The 17,974-nt window shown below is 69.1% G+C and carries 21 protein-coding genes; 10 read left to right on the plus strand and 11 right to left on the minus strand.

The features are described from left to right. The first annotated feature begins 79 nt into the window (after nt 1–79). Together AB0H36_RS01890 and AB0H36_RS01895 are read left to right on the plus strand one after the other, a co-directional pair. On the plus strand, nt 80–478 hold the full coding sequence (locus AB0H36_RS01890; protein ID WP_360514816.1) for a hypothetical protein: 399 nt from the start codon (nt 80–82) through the stop codon (nt 476–478). 21 nt (nt 479–499) lie between these two features. Continuing rightward, nucleotides 500–1,726 (plus strand): hypothetical protein, encoded by a 1,227-nt coding sequence (locus tag AB0H36_RS01895; RefSeq protein ID WP_360514819.1) that lies wholly within the window; start codon nt 500–502, stop codon nt 1,724–1,726. Here AB0H36_RS01895 and AB0H36_RS01900 read toward each other — a convergent pair. Next, entirely contained in the window at nt 1,716–2,411 is a 696-nt protein-coding gene (locus AB0H36_RS01900; RefSeq protein ID WP_360514822.1) for a VTT domain-containing protein, read from the minus strand. The genes AB0H36_RS01895 and AB0H36_RS01900 overlap by 11 nt on opposite strands. 105 nt (nt 2,412–2,516) lie before the next feature. On the opposite strand from AB0H36_RS01900, the gene AB0H36_RS01905 reads away from it, so the two are divergent. After that, complete coding sequence (locus tag AB0H36_RS01905) at nt 2,517–3,137, plus strand: TrmH family RNA methyltransferase (RefSeq protein ID WP_360514825.1); 621 nt, start codon at nt 2,517–2,519, stop codon at nt 3,135–3,137. 129 nt (nt 3,138–3,266) lie between these two features. After that, the gene (locus tag AB0H36_RS01910) at nt 3,267–3,455 is read left to right on the plus strand and encodes a hypothetical protein (protein ID WP_360514828.1); all 189 of its coding nucleotides are present in this window, start codon (nt 3,267–3,269) and stop codon (nt 3,453–3,455) included. Here AB0H36_RS01910 and AB0H36_RS01915 read toward each other — a convergent pair. From AB0H36_RS01915 to AB0H36_RS01940, 6 genes are read right to left on the minus strand one after another with little or no spacing between them, the layout of a single operon-like run. Continuing rightward, a complete protein-coding gene (locus tag AB0H36_RS01915; RefSeq protein ID WP_360514832.1) occupies nt 3,444–5,183 on the minus strand; it encodes an FAD-dependent monooxygenase in 1,740 nt (579 codons plus the stop codon). The genes AB0H36_RS01910 and AB0H36_RS01915 overlap by 12 nt on opposite strands. Further along, nucleotides 5,180–6,049, minus strand: coding sequence for an intradiol ring-cleavage dioxygenase (locus AB0H36_RS01920; RefSeq protein WP_360514835.1), 870 nt, complete (start codon nt 6,047–6,049; stop codon nt 5,180–5,182). Before AB0H36_RS01920 ends, AB0H36_RS01915 begins: the two co-directional genes overlap by 4 nt. 11 nt (nt 6,050–6,060) lie before the next feature. Then, entirely contained in the window at nt 6,061–7,251 is a 1,191-nt protein-coding gene (locus AB0H36_RS01925; protein WP_360514838.1) for a thiolase family protein, read from the minus strand. Further along, nucleotides 7,248–8,288 carry a maleylacetate reductase gene (locus tag AB0H36_RS01930; RefSeq protein WP_360514841.1) on the minus strand — a complete coding sequence of 347 codons (1,041 nt, stop codon included), beginning with the start codon at nt 8,286–8,288 and terminating at the stop codon, nt 7,248–7,250. Before AB0H36_RS01930 ends, AB0H36_RS01925 begins: the two co-directional genes overlap by 4 nt. After that, entirely contained in the window at nt 8,281–9,036 is a 756-nt protein-coding gene (locus tag AB0H36_RS01935) for a CoA-transferase (protein WP_360514844.1), read from the minus strand. Before AB0H36_RS01935 ends, AB0H36_RS01930 begins: the two co-directional genes overlap by 8 nt. Continuing rightward, nucleotides 9,029–9,859, minus strand: a complete 831-nt coding sequence (locus AB0H36_RS01940) for a CoA-transferase (RefSeq protein ID WP_360514847.1) — start codon at nt 9,857–9,859, stop codon at nt 9,029–9,031. Before AB0H36_RS01940 ends, AB0H36_RS01935 begins: the two co-directional genes overlap by 8 nt. 61 nt (nt 9,860–9,920) lie before the next feature. On the opposite strand from AB0H36_RS01940, the gene AB0H36_RS01945 reads away from it, so the two are divergent. Then, nucleotides 9,921–10,703, plus strand: a complete 783-nt coding sequence (locus tag AB0H36_RS01945; protein ID WP_360514850.1) for an IclR family transcriptional regulator C-terminal domain-containing protein — start codon at nt 9,921–9,923, stop codon at nt 10,701–10,703. 112 nt (nt 10,704–10,815) lie between these two features. On the opposite strand, the gene AB0H36_RS01950 is transcribed toward AB0H36_RS01945, so the two are convergent. Together AB0H36_RS01950 and AB0H36_RS01955 are read right to left on the minus strand one after the other, a co-directional pair. Beyond that, nucleotides 10,816–11,298 carry a VOC family protein gene (locus AB0H36_RS01950; RefSeq protein WP_360514853.1) on the minus strand — a complete coding sequence of 161 codons (483 nt, stop codon included), beginning with the start codon at nt 11,296–11,298 and terminating at the stop codon, nt 10,816–10,818. 63 nt (nt 11,299–11,361) lie between these two features. After that, nucleotides 11,362–12,381 (minus strand): SIS domain-containing protein, encoded by a 1,020-nt coding sequence (locus AB0H36_RS01955; protein ID WP_360514856.1) that lies wholly within the window; start codon nt 12,379–12,381, stop codon nt 11,362–11,364. Nucleotides 12,382–12,520: 139 nt separating this feature from the next. Here AB0H36_RS01955 and AB0H36_RS01960 point away from each other — a divergent pair, with 139 nt between their 5' ends. The 3 genes from AB0H36_RS01960 (at nt 12,521) to AB0H36_RS01970 (ending at nt 14,987) form a co-directional block, all read left to right on the plus strand. Beyond that, complete coding sequence (locus AB0H36_RS01960; protein WP_360514859.1) at nt 12,521–13,243, plus strand: GntR family transcriptional regulator; 723 nt, start codon at nt 12,521–12,523, stop codon at nt 13,241–13,243. Between the two features lie 192 nt (nt 13,244–13,435). Beyond that, complete coding sequence (gene fbaA, locus AB0H36_RS01965; RefSeq protein ID WP_360514862.1) at nt 13,436–14,461, plus strand: class II fructose-bisphosphate aldolase; 1,026 nt, start codon at nt 13,436–13,438, stop codon at nt 14,459–14,461. 79 nt (nt 14,462–14,540) lie between these two features. Further along, nucleotides 14,541–14,987, plus strand: a complete 447-nt coding sequence (locus AB0H36_RS01970) for a hypothetical protein (RefSeq protein ID WP_360514865.1) — start codon at nt 14,541–14,543, stop codon at nt 14,985–14,987. Nucleotides 14,988–15,007: 20 nt separating this feature from the next. Here the strand turns inward: AB0H36_RS01970 and AB0H36_RS01975 are convergent, their stop codons facing one another. Both AB0H36_RS01975 and AB0H36_RS01980 read right to left on the minus strand, forming a co-directional pair. After that, nucleotides 15,008–15,994 carry a type IV toxin-antitoxin system AbiEi family antitoxin domain-containing protein gene (locus AB0H36_RS01975; protein WP_360514868.1) on the minus strand — a complete coding sequence of 329 codons (987 nt, stop codon included), beginning with the start codon at nt 15,992–15,994 and terminating at the stop codon, nt 15,008–15,010. Between the two features lie 95 nt (nt 15,995–16,089). Next, complete coding sequence (locus AB0H36_RS01980) at nt 16,090–16,533, minus strand: HNH endonuclease (RefSeq protein ID WP_360514871.1); 444 nt, start codon at nt 16,531–16,533, stop codon at nt 16,090–16,092. Between the two features lie 144 nt (nt 16,534–16,677). Between AB0H36_RS01980 and AB0H36_RS01985 the strand changes: the two genes are divergently transcribed. Further along, nucleotides 16,678–17,085 carry a DUF3151 domain-containing protein gene (locus AB0H36_RS01985; RefSeq protein WP_360514874.1) on the plus strand — a complete coding sequence of 136 codons (408 nt, stop codon included), beginning with the start codon at nt 16,678–16,680 and terminating at the stop codon, nt 17,083–17,085. Nucleotides 17,086–17,127: 42 nt separating this feature from the next. Further along, nucleotides 17,128–17,874, plus strand: a complete 747-nt coding sequence (locus tag AB0H36_RS01990) for a 2-phosphosulfolactate phosphatase (RefSeq protein ID WP_360514877.1) — start codon at nt 17,128–17,130, stop codon at nt 17,872–17,874. Nucleotides 17,875–17,974 lie beyond the last annotated feature (100 nt).

Here is a 17,974-nt window from a genome sequence, read left to right on the forward strand (position 1 = left end):
TATCCCCGTCGACCAGGATCTGTCCCACCACGGCAACACAGGCCGGCGGGTTCGGGGGCGCGGGGGAAGGAACTTGGCTATGGCCTGGGGGGAGGTTGTCGTGGAACGGCGGGTGGCGAACCCGCGGGACACCGAGGCCGCACTGAACTGGCAGCTGGAGCGGGTGGGATCGACGGCCTGGCAGGACTGGCCGCTCAAGTTCCAGCGGATGGCCTTCGGCTACGCCCAGGACAGCGGCTGGCACGATCCCGCCGACGCGGTGCGCTGGCTCGGCCACCATGCCCTCCTCGAAGAGGGCGCGGCGCCACGGGGGGCGCTGGTCTGGTACCAGGCGGCAGACCGGATCCGAGTGGCCTGCTCACTCGACTCCGGCCAGGTGGTAGGCCCCCTCCTCCGCCCCGCAGTCGAAGTAGCCCTCTTGACCACCCTCACCACCGACTGGGTCTGGTCCCACCCCCACTTCCCCTTCGCGCACTGACAGCCCTGATAATTGCGCCTCGTGGGAGACATCGAGACGGCCGGTTCTGCTCCGGTTCAGCCGATCCGGCACGGGACGCGACTGTGGTTGCGGCATCGGTTCTCGGCCTCGTGGGGCTGGGCGCGACTGCTGCTGGCGAAGAACTGGGCGGTGATGGCCGGTACGGCGTTGTCGTTGGCCGGTGTGCTTGCGCTGGGCGTCGACAGCCTCGGGACCGGCGTGATCGCGATCGTGCTGGCCGTGCTGGGTCTGATCCCGCTGGTCAGCGACTGGATCGACGTACGCAAGGAGCTCAACGACCTGTACACGATCGACCAGCCGATTCCGGACGTCGTCCTGCAAGGTGACTGGCAGCTGGTCCGTTGTTCGCAGGGTCGCGTGGTCACCAGCCCGTCGGTCGACCGCAGCCTGGACCGGCCGGTCGTGCTCGATCCGCGGCAGTACTCGCTTCCGCCCGACCTGGCGGCGATCAAGCCGGCCGTGATCGCGCTGGCCCGGTCCCAGCGGTCGCGTACGGCGGCTCCGCCGTTCGACGGACTGAACATCGGCCTCGGCGAGGATCCCGATCCGGCCGGCGGCGCCGTCCACCTGCAGCCGGTCCGGTACTTCGACATGATGGCGTCGAACTACCTGGCCGGGCACCAGTGGATGAGCCGGCGGCTCGGGCGGTCCGTCGCGGACATCACCCGGCACCTGATCGCCGACGACGGCCGGCTGATCCCGCTGACCGCGACGGAGCTCGGCAACCAGGTCGGTGTCTCCACGGTCGCGCTGACCTCGGACGGCTGGATGGTGCTGGTGCACCAGGGCGTCGGGTCGCGATCGTCCGCGGGCCTGGTCGCCCCGAGCGGTTCCGGGAGCCTGGAGCCGCTGGACGTCGAGGGTCGCGATCGGCTGACCGACGTTGTGGCGGCCGGGATGGAGCGCGAGCTGCGCGAGGAGCTCGGCCTGGTCAGCGCTGCCATGCGCGAGGTGCCCATCGAGACCACGGTGCTCGGGTACGGGCGCTGGCTGGAGAAGGGCGCGAAGCCCGAGTTCTACGGCGTCTCGCGGATCCAGGCTCAGCTGAGGGAGCTCGACGTACGGATCGACGTGTCCGAGCGGCAGTTCGTCAGCAAGCACGCCCGGATCAGGCCGGACGACGTCCAGCGGCTACTGGCCGGAGAGCCGTTCGAGGCGCTTGGCCAGGGAGTGCCGTCGGTGCCGCTGGAGTTGTGTCTGGCGCGGTGGCGCGAGATCACTCGCTGACGTTGTTCGCCGCGTGCTTGGGGGCGTCGGCGGCCGGCTCGGCGGGGGCGTTGCGGGCGCGGCGCTTGGCGAGGAACCACTCGACGAACATCGGGACCACGGAGACCAGGACGATCAGCAGGATCGCCGACTCGAGGTGCTCGTGGATGAACTTGACCTGGCCGAGGGCGTGGCCGAGCAGGGTCAGGCCGGTGGCCCAGAGGACGGCGCCGACGCCGGTCCAGACGAAGAACTTCCGCGGGTCCATCTTGCCGGCGCCGGCCACGACCGTGATGAAGGTGCGCACGATCGGGACGAACCGGGCCAGCACCAGCGCCCGCGGGCCGTACTTCTCGAAGAACGCGTGCGTCTCCTCGATGTACTTCGGCTTCAGGAACCGCGCGTTCGGGTTGGTGAACAGCGTGGTGCCGAGCACCCGGCCGATGTAGTAGCCGGACACGTTGCCGAGGAAGGCCGCGACGGTCAGGATCACGCAGGCCAGCCACAGCGGCACGTCGATCGTGCCGTGCGCGATGAACAGGCCGACGGCGAACAGCAGCGAGTCACCGGGCAGGATCGGGAACAGCAACCCGCACTCGATGAACACGACCGCAGCCGTGCCCCAGAGGGACCAGTCACCCAGCCAGGTCAGCAGGTACTCCGGGTCCATCCAGTTCGGCATCAGCATCGCGACAAGAGAAAGCACGCGGACAGGGTAGCGTCCCAACCTGTGCATGAGCTTCCTGGAGACTCAAAGCGGGACCTGATCGGTGCAGACGACCGGGGCGGTGGGGCGGGGAAGGTATCCGACATGGTCGGCCCGAACGAGGTCGGCGTGGGCCCGTGGCAGGGCGATCTGCCTGACGATCCACGGTTCGACCCGGAACTGCTCGCACACGGCGATCGACGGAACGTGGTCGACAAGTACCGGTACTGGACGCTCGAGGCGATCGTCGCGGACCTGGACACGCAGCGGAATCCGTTCCACGTCGCGATCGAGAACTGGCAGCACGACCTGAACATCGGCTCGGTCGTCCGGACTGCGAACGCCTTCCTGGCCGCCGAGGTCCATATTGTCGGCAACCGCAAGTGGAACCGCCGCGGCGCGATGGTCACCGACCGCTACCAGCACGTCAGGCACCACCCGCGCCTCGGGGACCTCGCGTCGTACGCCGCCGAGCATCGGCTGCCCGTGATCGGCATCGACAACCTGCCCGGCTCGGTCCCGCTGGAGACCTACGAGCTCCCGGCGGCCTGCATCCTGCTGTTCGGCCAGGAAGGCCCGGGGCTGACGGACGAGGCGCACGCGATCTGCAGCGCCGTACTGTCCATCGCCCAGTTCGGCTCCACCCGCTCCATCAATGCCAGTGCCGCCGCCGCGATCGCCCTGCACGCCTGGATCCGCCGCCACACCTTCGACCAGAAGCCGTAATCCCGGCGGCTCGTTCCACGTTGTTGAGGTGGAAGTGAGGCTTCTCGACCAAAGTCAGCCCCAACTCGGGCGGGGCGGCGTGCATCGTGCATGCCGTACTGGGTTTGTGACGGGAAAAGGGGGTAGTTGATGAGTTCTCTGTGGGACGAACTGATCCATGAGCTCGGGACCGTGCGCGCCCTGAGCGCAGCGGCGCTGGAGGCGCGCACGGAAACCTCGCGGGTGGCCCTGATCACCCTGCTCGACGCCGAGACCGCCGAGATCGCGGCGATCCTCGACCGAATCCTCCGGGAGGCCCAAGCAACCTCAGCGGCCTAGGCCGCCTAGCAGTGTGTTCATCACCTGTTCGAGTACGTCGGTGGCGTCCTCGGGGAGGTCGAACGCGCGGTAGGCGATGTGCGCGTCCGGGCGGACCAGGAGACAGCCCTCGTCCGGGATCTCCCGCGCCCGGGCCCAGTCGCCGTACAGGTCGTCCAACTCGTGACCCGGGCCGACCACGAACGGCTCGATCGGTACGCCGAGGCGCTCCGAGACGGACTGTGCCGCTTTCACCCACGCGCCGCCGCCGATCCCGGTGAGCAGCGTGAACCGGCCCTTGCCGACGACGTCGAGGGTGCTCACGGTCTCCGAGCCGCGGGTCAGCCAGCAGTGCGGAATCCGGGCGCCCGGCCAGGTCGTCGGGTGGTAGTACAGCTCCGGATCACGCTCGTACGACGGTTCCGCCGTACCGTCGGCGATCACCGCAGCCGACCGATACCGCTGGCCGAGCTCGACCCCGTGGGCGTTGAACTCGTAGTCCTTCAGCTCGATCGCCGTCCGCAGCTCCTCGCGCTGGGCGGCGCCCTCCGGGGTGTCGTCCTTGCGAGACTCGATCGTCCGCCCGGCCGGCGCGTCCGGCGTCATCCCGAGGGCCCGGAAGATCTGGCCGAACTGGGTGCGGCTCTTGTTCGCCCGCTCCACGATCTGCCGGGCGATCGGCACGCGTTCCTCGTCGTACGTCGTCAGCAGGCCCGGTGAGGCGTGCCCCTTGAGCACCAGCGAGAGCTTCCAGGCCAGGTTGTACGCGTCCTGGATCGAGGTGTTCGAGCCGAGGCCGTTGCTCGGCGGGTGCCGGTGGATCGCGTCACCCATGCAGAACACCCGGCCGACCGTCGCCTGCTCAGCGTACATGTGGTTGACGCTCCAGACCGACGTGCTCTTCAGCTTCACGTCGATGGTGTCGTCGCCGACCAGGTTGTGCACGATCTCGGTCGCCATCGCTTCGTCGACCACGGGCGCCGGCTGGTTGATGTCGTACCCCCAGACGATCAGCCACTCGTTCCACGGCCGGACCATCCGGATCAGCCCGGCGCCGATCCCGCCGATCTGCGCGCCCGGTTGCAGCACCCAGTACAGGACGCTCGGGCGATGGGCGACGTACCTGGACAGGTCGGCCTCGAAGACGATGTTCATCGAGCCCTCGATGTCCATCGCGCCGGCCATCGGCAGGCCGACGTCCTGCGCCACCTTGCTCCGGCCACCGTCCGCGCCGATCAGGTACTTGGCGCGGATCTGGTACGTCGTGTCGCTCAGCCGATCGCGGACCGTCGCAGTGACACCGTCGTCGTCCTGCTCGAGGCTCAGATACTCCGTGTTGAATCGCAGTCGGGCTCCCCGGCTGGCCGCAGTACTGAGCAGAATCGGCTCGAACAGCGTCTGCGGCAGGTCGCAGGGGAGCGTCGGACTCGCCTCGGTGTAGTCGGCCAGCCGGCGCGGATGCGTGCCCCAGGTGCGGATCCGGCCGATCTCCTCGCCGGCGAGGCTGGTGCAGAACGCGGTCTGACCCATCAGCGCGTGCTCGGTGCCGTTGTCCATCACCTTGTCCTCGATGCCCATGTCCCGCATCAGCTCGATCGTGCGCTGGTTGGTGATGTGCGCGCGCGGCGTGTTGGCGGTCCAGCCGTACCGGGTGAGGACGACGTTGTCGACGCCGTACGTGGACAGGAACAGCGACGCGGCGCCGCCGGCCGGGCCACTGCCGACGATCAGGACATCCGTGGTGATCACTGCGTCTCCTCGGTGGTGGCGAGCACCAAGTCGTAGTGGACGGTGAAGTAGGGCTCGTCGGGCGTCGTGCCGTCCGGCGCGGGGGAGCCGGCCGGATGCTCGGTGAAGTCGGCGATCAGCGAGTCCTTGACGCCGAACACCGCGTCGTTCGCGAGGTACTCGTCACCGGCCGCGAACACGTGGGTGATCAGCCGGGCGTACCCGGGGGCGGTGACCATGAAGTGGATGTGGGCCGGCCGCATCGGCCCGCGGCCGCCGGCCCGGAGCAGCTCGCCGACCGGGCCGTCGTCCGGGATCGGGTAGGCGACCGGCTTCACCGCCCAGAACGCGTAGTTGCCGTCGGCATCGGTCGCCAGGTGGCCGCGGTTCTGCGGTCCGTCGAGGTCCTTCTGGACGTCGTAGAAGCCTTCCTCGTCGGCCTGCCAGGTCTCCACCTTCGCCTTGGCGACCGGCTCGCCCTTGGTGTTCAGGACGCGCCCACTCACCAGGCAGGGCTGTCCGGGGGCGCCGTTCGCGATGTCGCCGCCGAGCTCGACCTCCGGCGATCCTTCGACGAAGAACGGCCCGAACACGGTCGACTGGGTGGCCTCCGGCGGCTTGCGGTTCTCCAGGCCGACGGTCAGCATCGACAACCCGAGTACGTCGGCCAGCAGCACGAACTCCTGTCTGGTGCCGGTCGAGATCTGGCCGGTCCGGGTGAGGAAGTCGATCGCGGTGAAGTACTCCTCCTCGGTCAGCTCCACCTCCCGGGCGAACGCGTGCAGGTGCCGCACCAGCGCGCTCATCACGGTCTTGGTGCGCGGATCGACGCTCTGGTCGAAGCTCGCGACCACCGCCTCGGTCAGGTCGTCGCCTTGCAGGTCCATCTGGTTGCTCCTCACGCTTCGATCACCATCGCCAGGCCCTGGCCGACGCCGATGCACAGCGTGGCCAGGCCGAAGCCACCGCCGCGGCGGACCAACTCGTGCGCGAGGGTGGTCAGAATGCGGGTGCCGGAACTGCCGAGCGGATGGCCGAGAGCGATCGCTCCGCCGTTCACGTTCACCTTGTCGCGGTCCAGCTCGGGCCATTGCTGCAGGCACGCAAGGCTCTGGGCCGCATAGGCCTCGTTGAGCTCGACCAGCGTCAGGTCGTCCCAGCCGATGCCTGCTTTCCGCAGAGCCTTGTTGGACGCCTCGACCGGCCCGATCCCGAAGTACTGCGGATCGACCGCGTGGACCGCCCTGCTGACGATCCGCGCCATCGGCGTGATGCCGAGCCGGTCAGCTGTTTGCCGACTGCCGATCAGCACAGCCGATGCGCCGTCGTTCAACGTCGAGGCGTTGCCGGCAGTCACGGTGCCATCGGGTCGGAACGCCGGCTTGAGTCTGGCCATCGTCTCGGGGGTGCCGCCGTCGCGGATCGACTCGTCCCTGGTCAGCGGCGGTCCGGCCACGTCAAGGCGGTCCCAGGGCACGAGCTCGGCCTCGAAGGTCCCGGCGGCCCACGCTTTGGCGGCCTTCTCGTGACTCTCGAGCGCGAAGACGTCCTGCGCTTCGCGGGTGATGTTGTGCTTCTCCGCCAACCGCTCGGTCGCTTCGCCGAGCGAGATCGTCCAGTCCTTCGGCATCTTCGGGTTGACCAGTCGCCAGCCGAGCGACGTCGACTCGGCCGTCAGACTGCCGTGCGGGTACGCGCGGTCCGGCTTCGGCAGCACCCAGGGCGCTCGGCTCATCGACTCCACGCCGCCGCCGATCACCAGGTCGGCGTCGTCCGTCTCGATCGCCCGGGCCGCCTGGATCGCCGCTTCGAGTCCGGAGCCGCAGAGGCGGTTGACCGTCGTACCGGGAACGGAGGTGGGGAAGCCGGCGAGCAGCGCGGCCATGCGCGCGACGTCACGGTTCTCCTCGCCGGCGCCGTTCGCGTTGCCGAGGAAGATGTCGTCCAGCTCTTGCGGGTCGAGCTGCTTGCGGGCCGCGAGCTCCTTGAGGGTGGCGGCGGCGAGGTCGTCGGGGCGGGCGGACGCGAGGGCGCCGCCGAGCTTGCCGACCGGGGTGCGGACCGCGTCCAGGATGTAGGCGGATCTCATCTGACTGCTCCTTCAGGCCTGGTGCCCTCCCAGGCGCGGGTGACGATGTCGTCGGCGTCGAAGGCCTTGGCGGCATCCTGTGCCTGGTCCTGGGTGAGGCCGAGCTGCTTCAGGCTGGTCGGGATACCGGCCTCGGCGAACAGGTCGAACAGGCCAGTGGCCAGATCGCTTGTCTGCAAGGCCTCTTCCAGTCGGGCTTTCGCCCTGGGGACGGTCGGCGCCTTGGCTCTGGTGACCTGGGGGAGGACTACCGCGTGGGTCTCGGCGTGCGGAAGGTTGAAGGTGCCGCCGAGGTAGTGACACAGCTTGTGGTGAAGGTCCGAGCCCGAGTTCGCGAACGCCTGGCCGGCCAGGCAGGCGCCGTACAGGAGGTTGCTTCGGGCCTCGACGTCGGTTGGTTCTTGGAGGACTGCTCGGAGTCCGGTGGTGAGTGCGCGGGCTGCTTCGACCGCGAGCGTCTCGGTGATCGGGTCGGCCTTCGGCGTCCAGACCGCCTCGACGCAGTGGGCGAGCGCGTTGGCTGTGCTCGCGGCCGTGACGTTCTTCGGTAGGTGCAGAGTGAGGACCGGGTCGTAGACGACGGTACGTGGCAGCACCTTCGGATCCGTGCCGGTGGTTTTACCTGCGCTCGACGTCAGTCCCCAGACCGGCGTCATCTCCGACCCTGCATAGGTCGTCGGAACTGCCACGATCGGTGCTCCGGTCGCCAACGCGATCGCCTTGGCCAGCCCGATCGCCGATCCGCCGCCGATCGCGACAACCCCGTCGGCGTTGACCTCTCGTGCCTTGGCGCGGGCGTTCTCGGCGACCTCGGTCGGCACGTGCTGCGTGACCCCGTCGATCCGGCCGGCGAAGCGGTCCTTCAGCTCGACCTCGACCACGTCCGCCGCGTCCCGCGCCGACCGGGTGGCGATCAGCAACACCCGCCGTACTGCGAGCGTCTCGACCTCAGCGGCCACTCGGTCGAGCGCTCCGGCGCCGAGGACCACTCGCCCTGGCAGGAACGTGTGCTCAAATCCATCCGCCGTCTCAGGCATCGAGCTCCTCCCGGTTGCGGAGCCGGCGCAGGGCGGCCAACTCGACGTCGGTCGGGGGATCGACCTGTTTGATGCTGTCGGCAACCTTGAGCGGCCAGCCGGTCGCGGCGCGGGCCTGCTCGACGGTCACCCCCGGATGCAGCCTGGTGAGCGTGAGCTCGTTGGTCTCCGGATCCGGTTCGAGTACGCCGTGATCGGTGATGACCAGCGTGGGACCGGCACCGGGCGCCTGCCGCTCGCGCCCGGTCGGCCCGTAGCCGACGGACGTCACGAAGTCGACCTGCTCGACGAACGTCCGCGGCGACTGCTTCACGATCACGATCACCCGCCCGGCCGCGGCCGCGATCTCCGGCGCACCACCCGCGCCCGGCAGCCGGGTCTTGGGGTTCTCGTGCGCGCCGATCACGGTCGTGTTGATGTTCCCGAACCGGTCGATCTGCGCCGCCCCGAGGAATCCGACGTCGATCCGCCCGGCGCCGACCCAGTAGTTGAACATTTCGGGCACGGACACCACCGCGGTCGCCGTCGCCGCCAGATCGTCGTCCCCGATCGACAACGGCAACCGCCGCGGCTTCGCATCGATGGCACCCGACTCGTACACCAGCCGGCAGCTGGGCGCATGCGTCCGCCGAGCCAGGTTCGCCGCGAGGTTGGGCGGCCCGACCCCCACCAGGCAGACGTCGCCGTCCAGCAACTCCCGCGCAGCCGCCACGTTCATCATGTCGGCGCTGTCCCAGCTGTCAGGCATTTGCAACCACCTCCTGCGCGGCCGGAAGTCCATTGGCCCGCGCCCACTCCAGGAACGCCGTACGGTCCCGGGAGATCGCGTCCCACTGCTGATAGAAGTCGTTGTCGCGAACGGAGTACCCGGCGGCGTACGACGGCCAGGCTCCACCCGGTACGACGCTGACGGCCGACAGCACCCAGTTCGGCAGCACGACCGCGCCGGTGTGCTCCGGGAACTCGGCCACGACCTCTTCGACGGTGACGATTGCCCGCTTCGCCGCCAGTACGGCCTCACGCTGGACGCCGGTGATGCCCCAGAGCATGACGTTGCCGTCGCGGTCCGCCAGTTGCGCGTGGATGACGGCGACGTCGGGGTTCACCGCCTTCACCGCGGCCAGTTCCTCACCCGTGAACGGGCAGGTGACCCGGCTGATGATGTCCCGCTGCTCCTCCAGATCCGTCCCGCGATATCCCCGCAGTACGGCGAACGGCAGTCGAGCCGCGCCGGCGACGTACGCGTTGGCGAGCCCGGCGTGGCTGTGCTCGTGCACGACCAGCCGGTGCGGCCAGTGCTTCTCGACCGCGTCCCGGAGTCGGTGGAGTGAGCCGACGCCCGGGTTGCCGCCGTACGAGAACACCAACTCGTCCGCGACGCCCAGCCCGATCAGCTGGTCGTAGATGAGGTCGGGCGTCATCCGGACGAGCGTCAGGTGCCGGCGGCCCTGCCGGGCGATCTCGTGGGCGGCCGCGAACGGGATCAGGTGGGTGAAGCCTTCGAGCGCCACGGTGTCGCCGTCGTGCACGTGGGCGGCGATCGCTTCGCCGAGTGGAACTGGACTTGGCATGCGCTGCTCCGCTACGATTTCGCTGAGCGAAAAATTCTTCTTTCAACGAAAAGGCTAGCCGATGGCCGGTGAGGCGTCCACAGGTACGTTCCTGCAAGGCCTGGAGCGCGGTCTTGCGGTGATCCGCGCGTTCTCGGCGGACGCGCCGTCGCTGACGCTCAGCGAGGTGGCGCGTGACGTCGGGATCACGCCTGCAACGGCGCGGCGGATCCTGCTCACGCTGGTGGAGCTCGGGTACGTCAGCAGCGACGGCCGGCGGTTCTCGCTGACACCGCGCGTGCTCGCGCTCGGCTGGGCCTACCTGTCATCGCTGGACTTCGGCGAGCTCGCCGGCCCATTCATGGAGGAGCTCAGCGCGACGACGCGCGAGTCCTGCTCCATCGCGACCCTCGACCTGCCGGACATCGTGTACGTCGCCCGCGTGCCGACCAGCCGCATCATGACGGTCGCGCTCGGGGTCGGTGCGCGGCTACCGGCGTACGCGACCTCGATGGGCCGGGTCCTCCTGGCAGGTCTGCCCGACGACGAGCTGACCGCCTACCTGTCGTCCGTCGAGCCCGAGCCGCTCACTGACCGGACCATCACCTCGCCCGACGAGCTGCGCGATGTCATCACGCGTGCCCGCACTGACGGCTACGCCCTCGTCGACCAGGAGCTCGAGCTCGGCCTCCGCTCCATCGCCGCCCCGATCCACAACTCCCGCGGCCGCACCATCGCCGCCCTCAACGTCTCCGCCCATGCCTCCCGCTCCACCCCCACCTCCCTCTGCACCGAAGTCCTCCCCCACCTCCAATCCACCGCCACCCAAATCACCACCGCCCTAACCCACCGCGGCCACCTCTAACCCCCCGCCACCGCCCGGCCACCCGCGGTCGTGTGGCGACCGGGTGCTGAGTACTGAAAACAGCTACCTGCAGGTGGCTGCGGGTAGCTGTCTTGAGGGGCGGGGCTGGGACTCAGCTCTGCAAGTCGGCGAGGATCTCCAGGTAATGCGGGTTGTTCATGATCCCGATGACGTTGCCGAACGGGTCGGTGACCGACGCCGTCCGGAAGCCGGTGTTCGCGCCTCGCTCGGTGATGCCTTCGATCAGGGTCGCGCCGAGACCGAGGAGGCGGTCGAGCGTGCCCTCGAGGTCGTCGACGTGCCAGTGGATGATCGCGCCGGCCGGCCCGTTCGCGACCGAGTGGTGCGCATACTTCGCGTCGATGATCCCGAGCTCACACTGGAAGTCGCCGAACCTCCACTCGAGGTACGCCGGGTCGTCCTGGTTCGGCACCGCGAAGTACGGCTCGATCCCCAGCACCTTCGTGTACCACTCCCGCACGGCGCTCATGTCGGCGGCGTAGAAACTGACGGTCGCAAACCCTCGCAACATCTCGGTGGCCTTTCCTTGGTCTTCCCGGTTGATGACCACCACGATTCCAGCCAAAGTGCTCACGGAATGAGCACTTTGTCCGGCGACTTCCGGAGCCGCTAGTTATGGGCTGGGGTTGCGAGTAGGTCAGTCGGTCTGGGTGACCTTGCGGAGGCCTCGGGGGGCGTCGGGGTTGAGGCCGAGCTTGCGGGCCAGGGACTCGATGGCTCGTTGGGCGGGGATCACGAGGGCCAGCGGCGCGAGGGTCTCGGGGAGATCGGGGCCGGCCAGGTTGACGTCGCAGCGGGAGGCGAAGGTGGGGTCGCCGCCGATGCCGAGGATCTTGCTGCCCTTCTCGCGGACGATGCCGGCCAGCTCGGTCATGCCGGGCAGGGCCGGCCCTTCGCTGGCGGTGACCAGGATGGTGACGAGGTCCGCGTCGACGACCGCGATCGGGCCGTGCTTCAGGTCGGCGTACGACAGACCGCGGACCGGCTGCAGGCAGGTCTCCTCCAGCTTGAGGGCGACCTCGAGCGTGGTGCCGAACGTCAGACCTCGACCGCTGGCCAGGACGTCGTGCGCACCGGCGAGCAGGTCGGCCGCCTCCTCGACCGAGCCCTCGAGCATCTGCGAGGCGGCGTCCGGGACGCGTGCGATGTCGGCGTCCAGGGTGCCGGGCTTCTGCGCCAGCGCATCCACGGCGACGGTGATCGCCGCAAGCTGCGTGGTGTAGGTCTTGGTCGCGGGTACGGCGAGCTCCTGGCCCGCCTGGGTGATCAGCGCGACGTCCGCCGTCGACGCCAGCGGGCTGTTGCCGTCGTTCGTGATGCCGACGATCGCGGCGCCGTTGCGCTTGGCCCACTCGGCCGTGTCGACGATCTCCTGGGTCGCGCCGGACTGGCTGACCGCCACCACCAGCGAGTTCGAGAGGTCGAGGTTCGCGCCGTACAGGGTGGCCACCGAAGGGGCCGCCAGGGAGGCCTGCCGGCCGGCGTGGATCTCGGTCAGGTAGCGACCGTAGACGCCCGCGTTGTCGGACGATCCGCGGGCCACGAAGATCACGTGCCGGCGCCCGGCGGCGAGCCGGGTGATGTCGTGCCGCAGGGGCAGGACGTGCTCGAACGTGGCCGCCAGCGCGGCCGGCTGCTCGGCGATCTCGCGCGCCATCTGGGTTTCCTGGGCGGGAACAGACACCACTACGATCACTGGTCCTATCTGGTCTTAACAGGTATGCTGCGCACGATAGCAGTGAGCGGCGTCCCGGGGCACCCCCGAGACCCGCCGACGTCTGGAGGATCGAGATTCGATGGTGGCGACCAAGCGGGCCCAGGTCCGATCGGTGCTGGAACGGCTGATCGACGTCGAGCTGCACCCCGGGGACCCGATCCCTTCCGAACGCGCCCTGGTGGACAAGCTGAACGTCTCCCGGGTGACCGTGCGGCAGGCGATCAGCGACCTCGTCGAGTCCGGCGCGCTGGAACGCGTGCACGGCAAGGGGACCTTCGTCACCGGTCCCCAGGTCGACTCGCAGCTGCACCTCACCTCGTTCTCCCGGGAGATGCGGGCCCGTGGCCTGGAGCCCGGCACGGTGGTGCTGTCGGCCACCGAGATCGAGGCCTCCGACGAGACCGCGAAGGGACTGCGGGTCGCCAAGGGCACCAAAGTGATCCGGGTCGAACGCCTCCGCACCGCCGACGCGTCGCCGATGGCGTACGAGATCGGCTACTACCCGTCCGCGCTCTTCCCCGGCCTGCTCGGCCGTGAGCTCGGCACCCTGTACGACGTGTTCGCGAGCGAGTACGACGTCGTCGTCACCTCCGGCGAGCAGACCGTCCGGGCGGACAACGCCGACGGTCACGTCGCCCGGGTTCTCGGCGTGGCCAGGCGGGCACCCCTGCTGGTCCTCGAGCGCACCACCTTCGCCGGCCGCAAGGTCGTCGAACTGTCCTGGTCGGCCTACCGGGCCGACCGTTACCGGCTGCACATGGCCCTGACCCCGCGCGGCCCGCGGTCCGGGTCGTCGGCCTGAGCCGGACCCGTCGCCGTCATCGGGACGCAACGAACTGGACCGGTCCTGTTCATCAACTGGTCTGCAACCCTGCCGAATGCTCCCCGGCCACCGGGCCGGTCCGGCAGGCGGGCCGCCGGGTACGACGAGGTACCCGACGGTGATACTGGAGCTCAACCCAGAAGAACTGTGTTGTGAGGAGTACCGCGAGACATGCCTATTGCCACCCCTGAGGTCTACGCCGAGATGCTGGACAAGGCCAAGCAGAACCGCTTCGCCTACCCGGCCATCAACGTCAGCTCCTCGCAGACGCTGATCGCCGCGATCCGCGGTTTCGCCGAGGCGGGCTCGGACGGCATCGTCCAGGTCTCCACCGGCGGCGCCGAGTACTTGTCCGGGTCCACCGTGAAGAACATGGTGACCGGTTCGGTCGCGCTGGCGGCGTACGCGCACGAGGTCGCCAAGAACTTCCCGGTGAACATCGTGCTGCACACCGACCACTGCCCGAAGGACAAGCTGGACGGCTTCGTCCGGCCGCTGCTGGAGATCTCCGCCGAGCGCGTCGCCCGCGGCGAGAACCCGCTGTTCCAGTCGCACATGTGGGACGGCTCGGCGGTGCCGCTGCAGGAGAACCTGGAGATCGCCAAGGACCTGCTGGCCAAGACGGCCGCGGCGAAGATCGTGCTGGAGATCGAGGTGGGTGTCGTCGGCGGTGAGGAGGACGGCGTCGCCAACGAGATCAACGAGAAGCTCTACACCACCGTCGAGGACGGCCTGGCCACGGTCGAGGCGCTCGGCACCGGTGAGAACGGCCGCTACATCACCGCGCTGACCTTCGGCAACGTGCACGGCGTCTACAAGCCGGGCGCGGTCAAGCTGCGGCCGGAGATCCTGAAGGTGATCCAGGACCAAGTCGGCGCCAAGGTCGGCAAGGATCGCCCGTTCGACCTCGTCTTCCACGGCGGCTCCGGCTCGACCCTGGAGGAGATCCGCGCGGCGGTCGACAACGGTGTGATCAAGATGAACGTCGACACCGACACGCAGTACGCGTTCACCCGGCCGGCCGCGGCCCACATGTTCAGCAACTACGACGGTGTGCTGAAGGTCGACGGCGAGGTCGGCAACAAGAAGGCCTACGACCCGCGCGCCTGGGGCAAGCTGGCCGAGGCCGGCATGGCCGAGCGCGTCGCCGAGGCCTGCGAGAGCCTCCGCTCCACGGGCACGTCGCTGAACGCCTGACGTTCTCGCTCGCATGCTCTGGCCTGGTGATCGGCCGCCGTGCCGATCACCAGGCTGCCGCCCGCGCAGCCGGGACCACGTGATCGGTCCGTGGGCGAAGGGTCGGTACCAGCAGGCGCCGCAGTTGATCGGCACGCTGGAACCGGAGTACGAGAAGATCGCCGCGGCGCTCGGCTGGGTGGACCAGGGGCGGGAGCTGATCGCCGCCACCGAGGACAAGTTCGAGCAGGCGAGGACCGCGCATCCCGAGTTCGCCGGGAAGACGATCACGCTCGGCGCCCGCACGAGTGAGGGGTACGGCGCGTACGTCAGCGGCACCGGCCGGGTCACCTTCGTCGAGCTGCTCGGCTTCCGCAACAACCCGGCGGTCCAGGCGAAGGCGACCGAGGACTTCTCGGTGCCGGTCTCGCGGGAGAACCTGGGCTTGCTGAACGCCGACCTGACCGTGATGACCCCGATCGGAGTTCCCCTGTTCGCGACCGCGCTCGACTCCAACCGCTGTACTGCAGACATCTGTTCCTCCTGACTGGATCGGGAGCCCGGGACTCAGAACCGGGCGCGGGCGAGGTCGAACTGCCTGATGCCGGTACGGCGGGACGCTCGGCTGAAACCGGCCCGGACCCGGTCGACGACGAGCCGTGGATCGTCCAGGTCCTTCCAGGAGATCGAGCAGCGTTCGATCGGGTCGGGTGCAGCCGGATCAGAGACTGGCGCAGCCGGTTCTTCGTCGTCCGGCTCGGTCGCCTCACACCAGAACGGAATGCGCGGCTCGAACTCGATCACCGTGCGCTCGTCGGGGAACCACAAGGCATCCGTGACGTCGACGGCGCACGCCGTACCGCTGCAGTCGCCGTCCATCGGGTCGAGGTCGGGTGGCAAGGGTGAGGGCGCAGGGAGGCCGGCGTCGGCCAGGATGAGTCGGAGCCGGGCTTCTGCGACCGAGGCGGACTCCAGACCGGCGCGTGAGATCGCCTTGACCGCGCGTTCGTTGCCGTGGTCGGCGACTGCGCGTTTGAGCGAGCGGCTGGTGACCAAGCCGGCGTACAGCGCGGCCTCGGTCAGGACGACGGCGGGCGGGCCGGGTGCGGTCGCTGCCACCTCGACGATGGCTCGCGCGGGCGAGACCATCCGCAGTTTGTTCCAGACCTGGATGCCCGGCCCGACGGGGTCGCGGATGTGCCGGTGCACCCCGCCGACGCACCCGCCTCGCCCGTACGGCGAGGAGACGTGAATGCGAGACAGGTCGAGGCCCCACAGTGGCAGGGCATGGAGCGCCGCCGCCGATTGGTGACTGGCGAACACTGCGGGACCACCGGAGCGGAGCACGCGGTACACCTTGCGTAGGTGTAGGACCTCATCGGTGACGAGCGTGAGCGCCCGGCGCGCGGTATAGGTGCCCGGCCGGATCCGGCGCCAGCCGCCGGTCTCCAGCAGGGTGTCGATGTCCGGGTCGGGGTAGCCACACGCACGCGCATCGGCGCGGGTGAACACCCCGCCGCGGATGGTGGCCATCACGGCGAGTTGAGGGTTCATGCCTAGAAAGTGCCGTGATCAGCCCCCCGATCCGACCGCCACTTCAAAACTGTGGACAGCGGACCTGAGTGTGGGCATGAAAAAAGCCCGTCATTTCATATGACGAGCTCTGCGCGGGTTGGTACCCAGGGTTGCCAGAGGAGGGGCATGTCGGCCTCGGACGGGGTGCGGTTGCCTTTCCGCTCGTTGCAGGCAGCATGGGCGGCCACGGCATTCAGCCACTCGGTGCGGCCGCCCCTGGATCTGGGTTGGACATGGTCCATGGTGTCGGCGTTCTCCAGACCGCAGTACGCGCACCGGAACTTGTCCCGCCGTAACACTCCGTGCTTGCTGTACTTCATCCGGCCGGCCGCATAGCGCCAGTGGGTCACCACGTACCGCACCAGGCGCAGTACGCGGGGAACCGGAAAAGGGCCGATGGTCCGCTCTCCGTGCGCCTCTTCCACCACTGCGACCTCGCGGACCAGCATCCGGATGGCGTGCTGGATCGACACGGTGTGCAGCGGCTCGTACGACGCGTTCAGGACAATGACGCTCATCCGGTGCCTCCTTCCGGCCGTAGCTGGGAACCACGGCGGTTTGACGCAGGGTCTCAAGCATCCGTGGCCGGTCGGTGAACGGTCAACGGATTTCGTCAGACGGTCACGTGCCGGTACGGCTGCGTGATCGGCGAAGATGTGCTTATGGAATTGAACAATCTGCTCTCCGGTCCACCCGAGACACTACTCCCCGTCGACCCGGCCGCGGCGGAACTCGCCGCCGGGGCCGCCGCGGTGGACGTCGCGGCGAAGTTCCCGACCTCGTCCTTGGCCTGGAGTCAGCTGGCCGAGGCGGCGCTGGCGGACGGCCGCACGATCGAGGCGTACGCGTTCGCGCGGACGGGCTACCACCGCGGTCTGGACCTGCTCCGCCGCAACGGCTGGAAGGGGCACGGGCCGATCCCGTGGGAGCACGAGCCGAACCGCGGGTTCCTGCGCTGCCTGGCTGTGCTGGGCAAGGCAGCCGCCATCATCGAGGAGAAGGACGAGGCCGAGCGCTGCGCGACCTTCCTCCGGGACTCCTCCCAGACGGCCGCCGACGCGCTGAGCTGAAACCTGGTTGTGGGGCTGGGGGCTCGGCGGCAGGATCGTCGGGTGACCAGCCCCTATGCGCAGGACGGTTTCCGAGTCGGGTTCGACTGGGGGCCGGTCGGCGCCGACGTGGTCGCCGGCGCGATCGTGGCCGTCGTGGACGTCCTCTCCTTCACCACCACCGTGACGGTCGCCACCGACCTCGGCATCGACGTCTACCCGTACCGCTGGCGTGACGAGTCCGCTGTCGCCTACGCCAAGCAGTACGACGCCGCGCTCGCCGTCGGCCGGTCCGCAGCCGGCCCGGGCGACGTGAGCCTGTCGCCCGCCACCATCCGGCAAGCTCGAGGGATCAAGCGCCTCGTGCTGCCGTCACCCAACGGCTCGACGATCGCGCAGCAACTCAGCGACAGCGGCTCGACGGTCATCGCGGTCTCACTGCGCAACCGACAGGCGGCCGCCGACTGGGTCAACCGGCGTCGCGCCGACGATCCTCGGCTCAAGGTGGTGGCGATCGCGGCCGGAGAGCGCTGGAAAGACGGGTCCTTGCGGCCGGCTGTCGAGGACCTCTGGGGCGCCGGCGGCTTCCTCAGCGCGCTCGGCCGAGAGGGGATGTCGCCGGAAGCCAGGGCTGCCGCAGCGGCGTACGACGATGTCGCCGCAGAGCTGCCGAACCTGCTGCACGAGTGCGCCGGCGGCCGTGAGCTGACGCAGTACGGCTTCCCGCAAGACGTCGCGATCGCAGCCGAGCTGGACAGCAGCAACTCGGTACCCGTGCTCGAAGCCGGTAGGATGATCGCGTCAACCTGAACGACAAGGTTTCTGCCCGTTGACATAGCCGGCAGGCGGCGAGCGTCCCCGCTTCCTGCCGAACATGGACGGTTGTAGGCGGACTCGACGGACCGGTGAA

Source organism: Kribbella sp. NPDC050820 (assembly GCF_040653975.1).
In the GTDB taxonomy this organism is placed as follows: Bacteria; Actinomycetota; Actinomycetes; order Propionibacteriales; family Kribbellaceae; genus Kribbella.

What these genes read in the sequence shown, in the direction of transcription:
- AB0H36_RS01890 (WP_360514816.1), top strand. Translation starts at nt 80, where the DNA reads ATGGCCTGGGGGGAGGTTGTCGTGGAACGGCGGGTGGCGAACCCGCGG.
- AB0H36_RS01905 (WP_360514825.1), top strand. Translation starts at nt 2,517, where the DNA reads ATGGTCGGCCCGAACGAGGTCGGCGTGGGCCCGTGGCAGGGCGATCTG.
- AB0H36_RS01910 (WP_360514828.1), top strand. Translation starts at nt 3,267, where the DNA reads ATGAGTTCTCTGTGGGACGAACTGATCCATGAGCTCGGGACCGTGCGC.
- AB0H36_RS01920 (WP_360514835.1), bottom strand. Translation starts at nt 6,049, where the DNA reads ATGGACCTGCAAGGCGACGACCTGACCGAGGCGGTGGTCGCGAGCTTC.
- AB0H36_RS01925 (WP_360514838.1), bottom strand. Translation starts at nt 7,251, where the DNA reads ATGAGATCCGCCTACATCCTGGACGCGGTCCGCACCCCGGTCGGCAAG.
- AB0H36_RS01930 (WP_360514841.1), bottom strand. Translation starts at nt 8,288, where the DNA reads ATGCCTGAGACGGCGGATGGATTTGAGCACACGTTCCTGCCAGGGCGA.
- AB0H36_RS01935 (WP_360514844.1), bottom strand. Translation starts at nt 9,036, where the DNA reads ATGCCTGACAGCTGGGACAGCGCCGACATGATGAACGTGGCGGCTGCG.
- AB0H36_RS01940 (WP_360514847.1), bottom strand. Translation starts at nt 9,859, where the DNA reads ATGCCAAGTCCAGTTCCACTCGGCGAAGCGATCGCCGCCCACGTGCAC.
- AB0H36_RS01945 (WP_360514850.1), top strand. Translation starts at nt 9,921, where the DNA reads ATGGCCGGTGAGGCGTCCACAGGTACGTTCCTGCAAGGCCTGGAGCGC.
- AB0H36_RS01955 (WP_360514856.1), bottom strand. Translation starts at nt 12,381, where the DNA reads ATGGCGCGCGAGATCGCCGAGCAGCCGGCCGCGCTGGCGGCCACGTTC.
- AB0H36_RS01960 (WP_360514859.1), top strand. Translation starts at nt 12,521, where the DNA reads ATGGTGGCGACCAAGCGGGCCCAGGTCCGATCGGTGCTGGAACGGCTG.
- fbaA (WP_360514862.1), top strand. Translation starts at nt 13,436, where the DNA reads ATGCCTATTGCCACCCCTGAGGTCTACGCCGAGATGCTGGACAAGGCC.
- AB0H36_RS01975 (WP_360514868.1), bottom strand. Translation starts at nt 15,994, where the DNA reads ATGAACCCTCAACTCGCCGTGATGGCCACCATCCGCGGCGGGGTGTTC.
- AB0H36_RS01980 (WP_360514871.1), bottom strand. Translation starts at nt 16,533, where the DNA reads ATGAGCGTCATTGTCCTGAACGCGTCGTACGAGCCGCTGCACACCGTG.
- AB0H36_RS01985 (WP_360514874.1), top strand. Translation starts at nt 16,678, where the DNA reads ATGGAATTGAACAATCTGCTCTCCGGTCCACCCGAGACACTACTCCCC.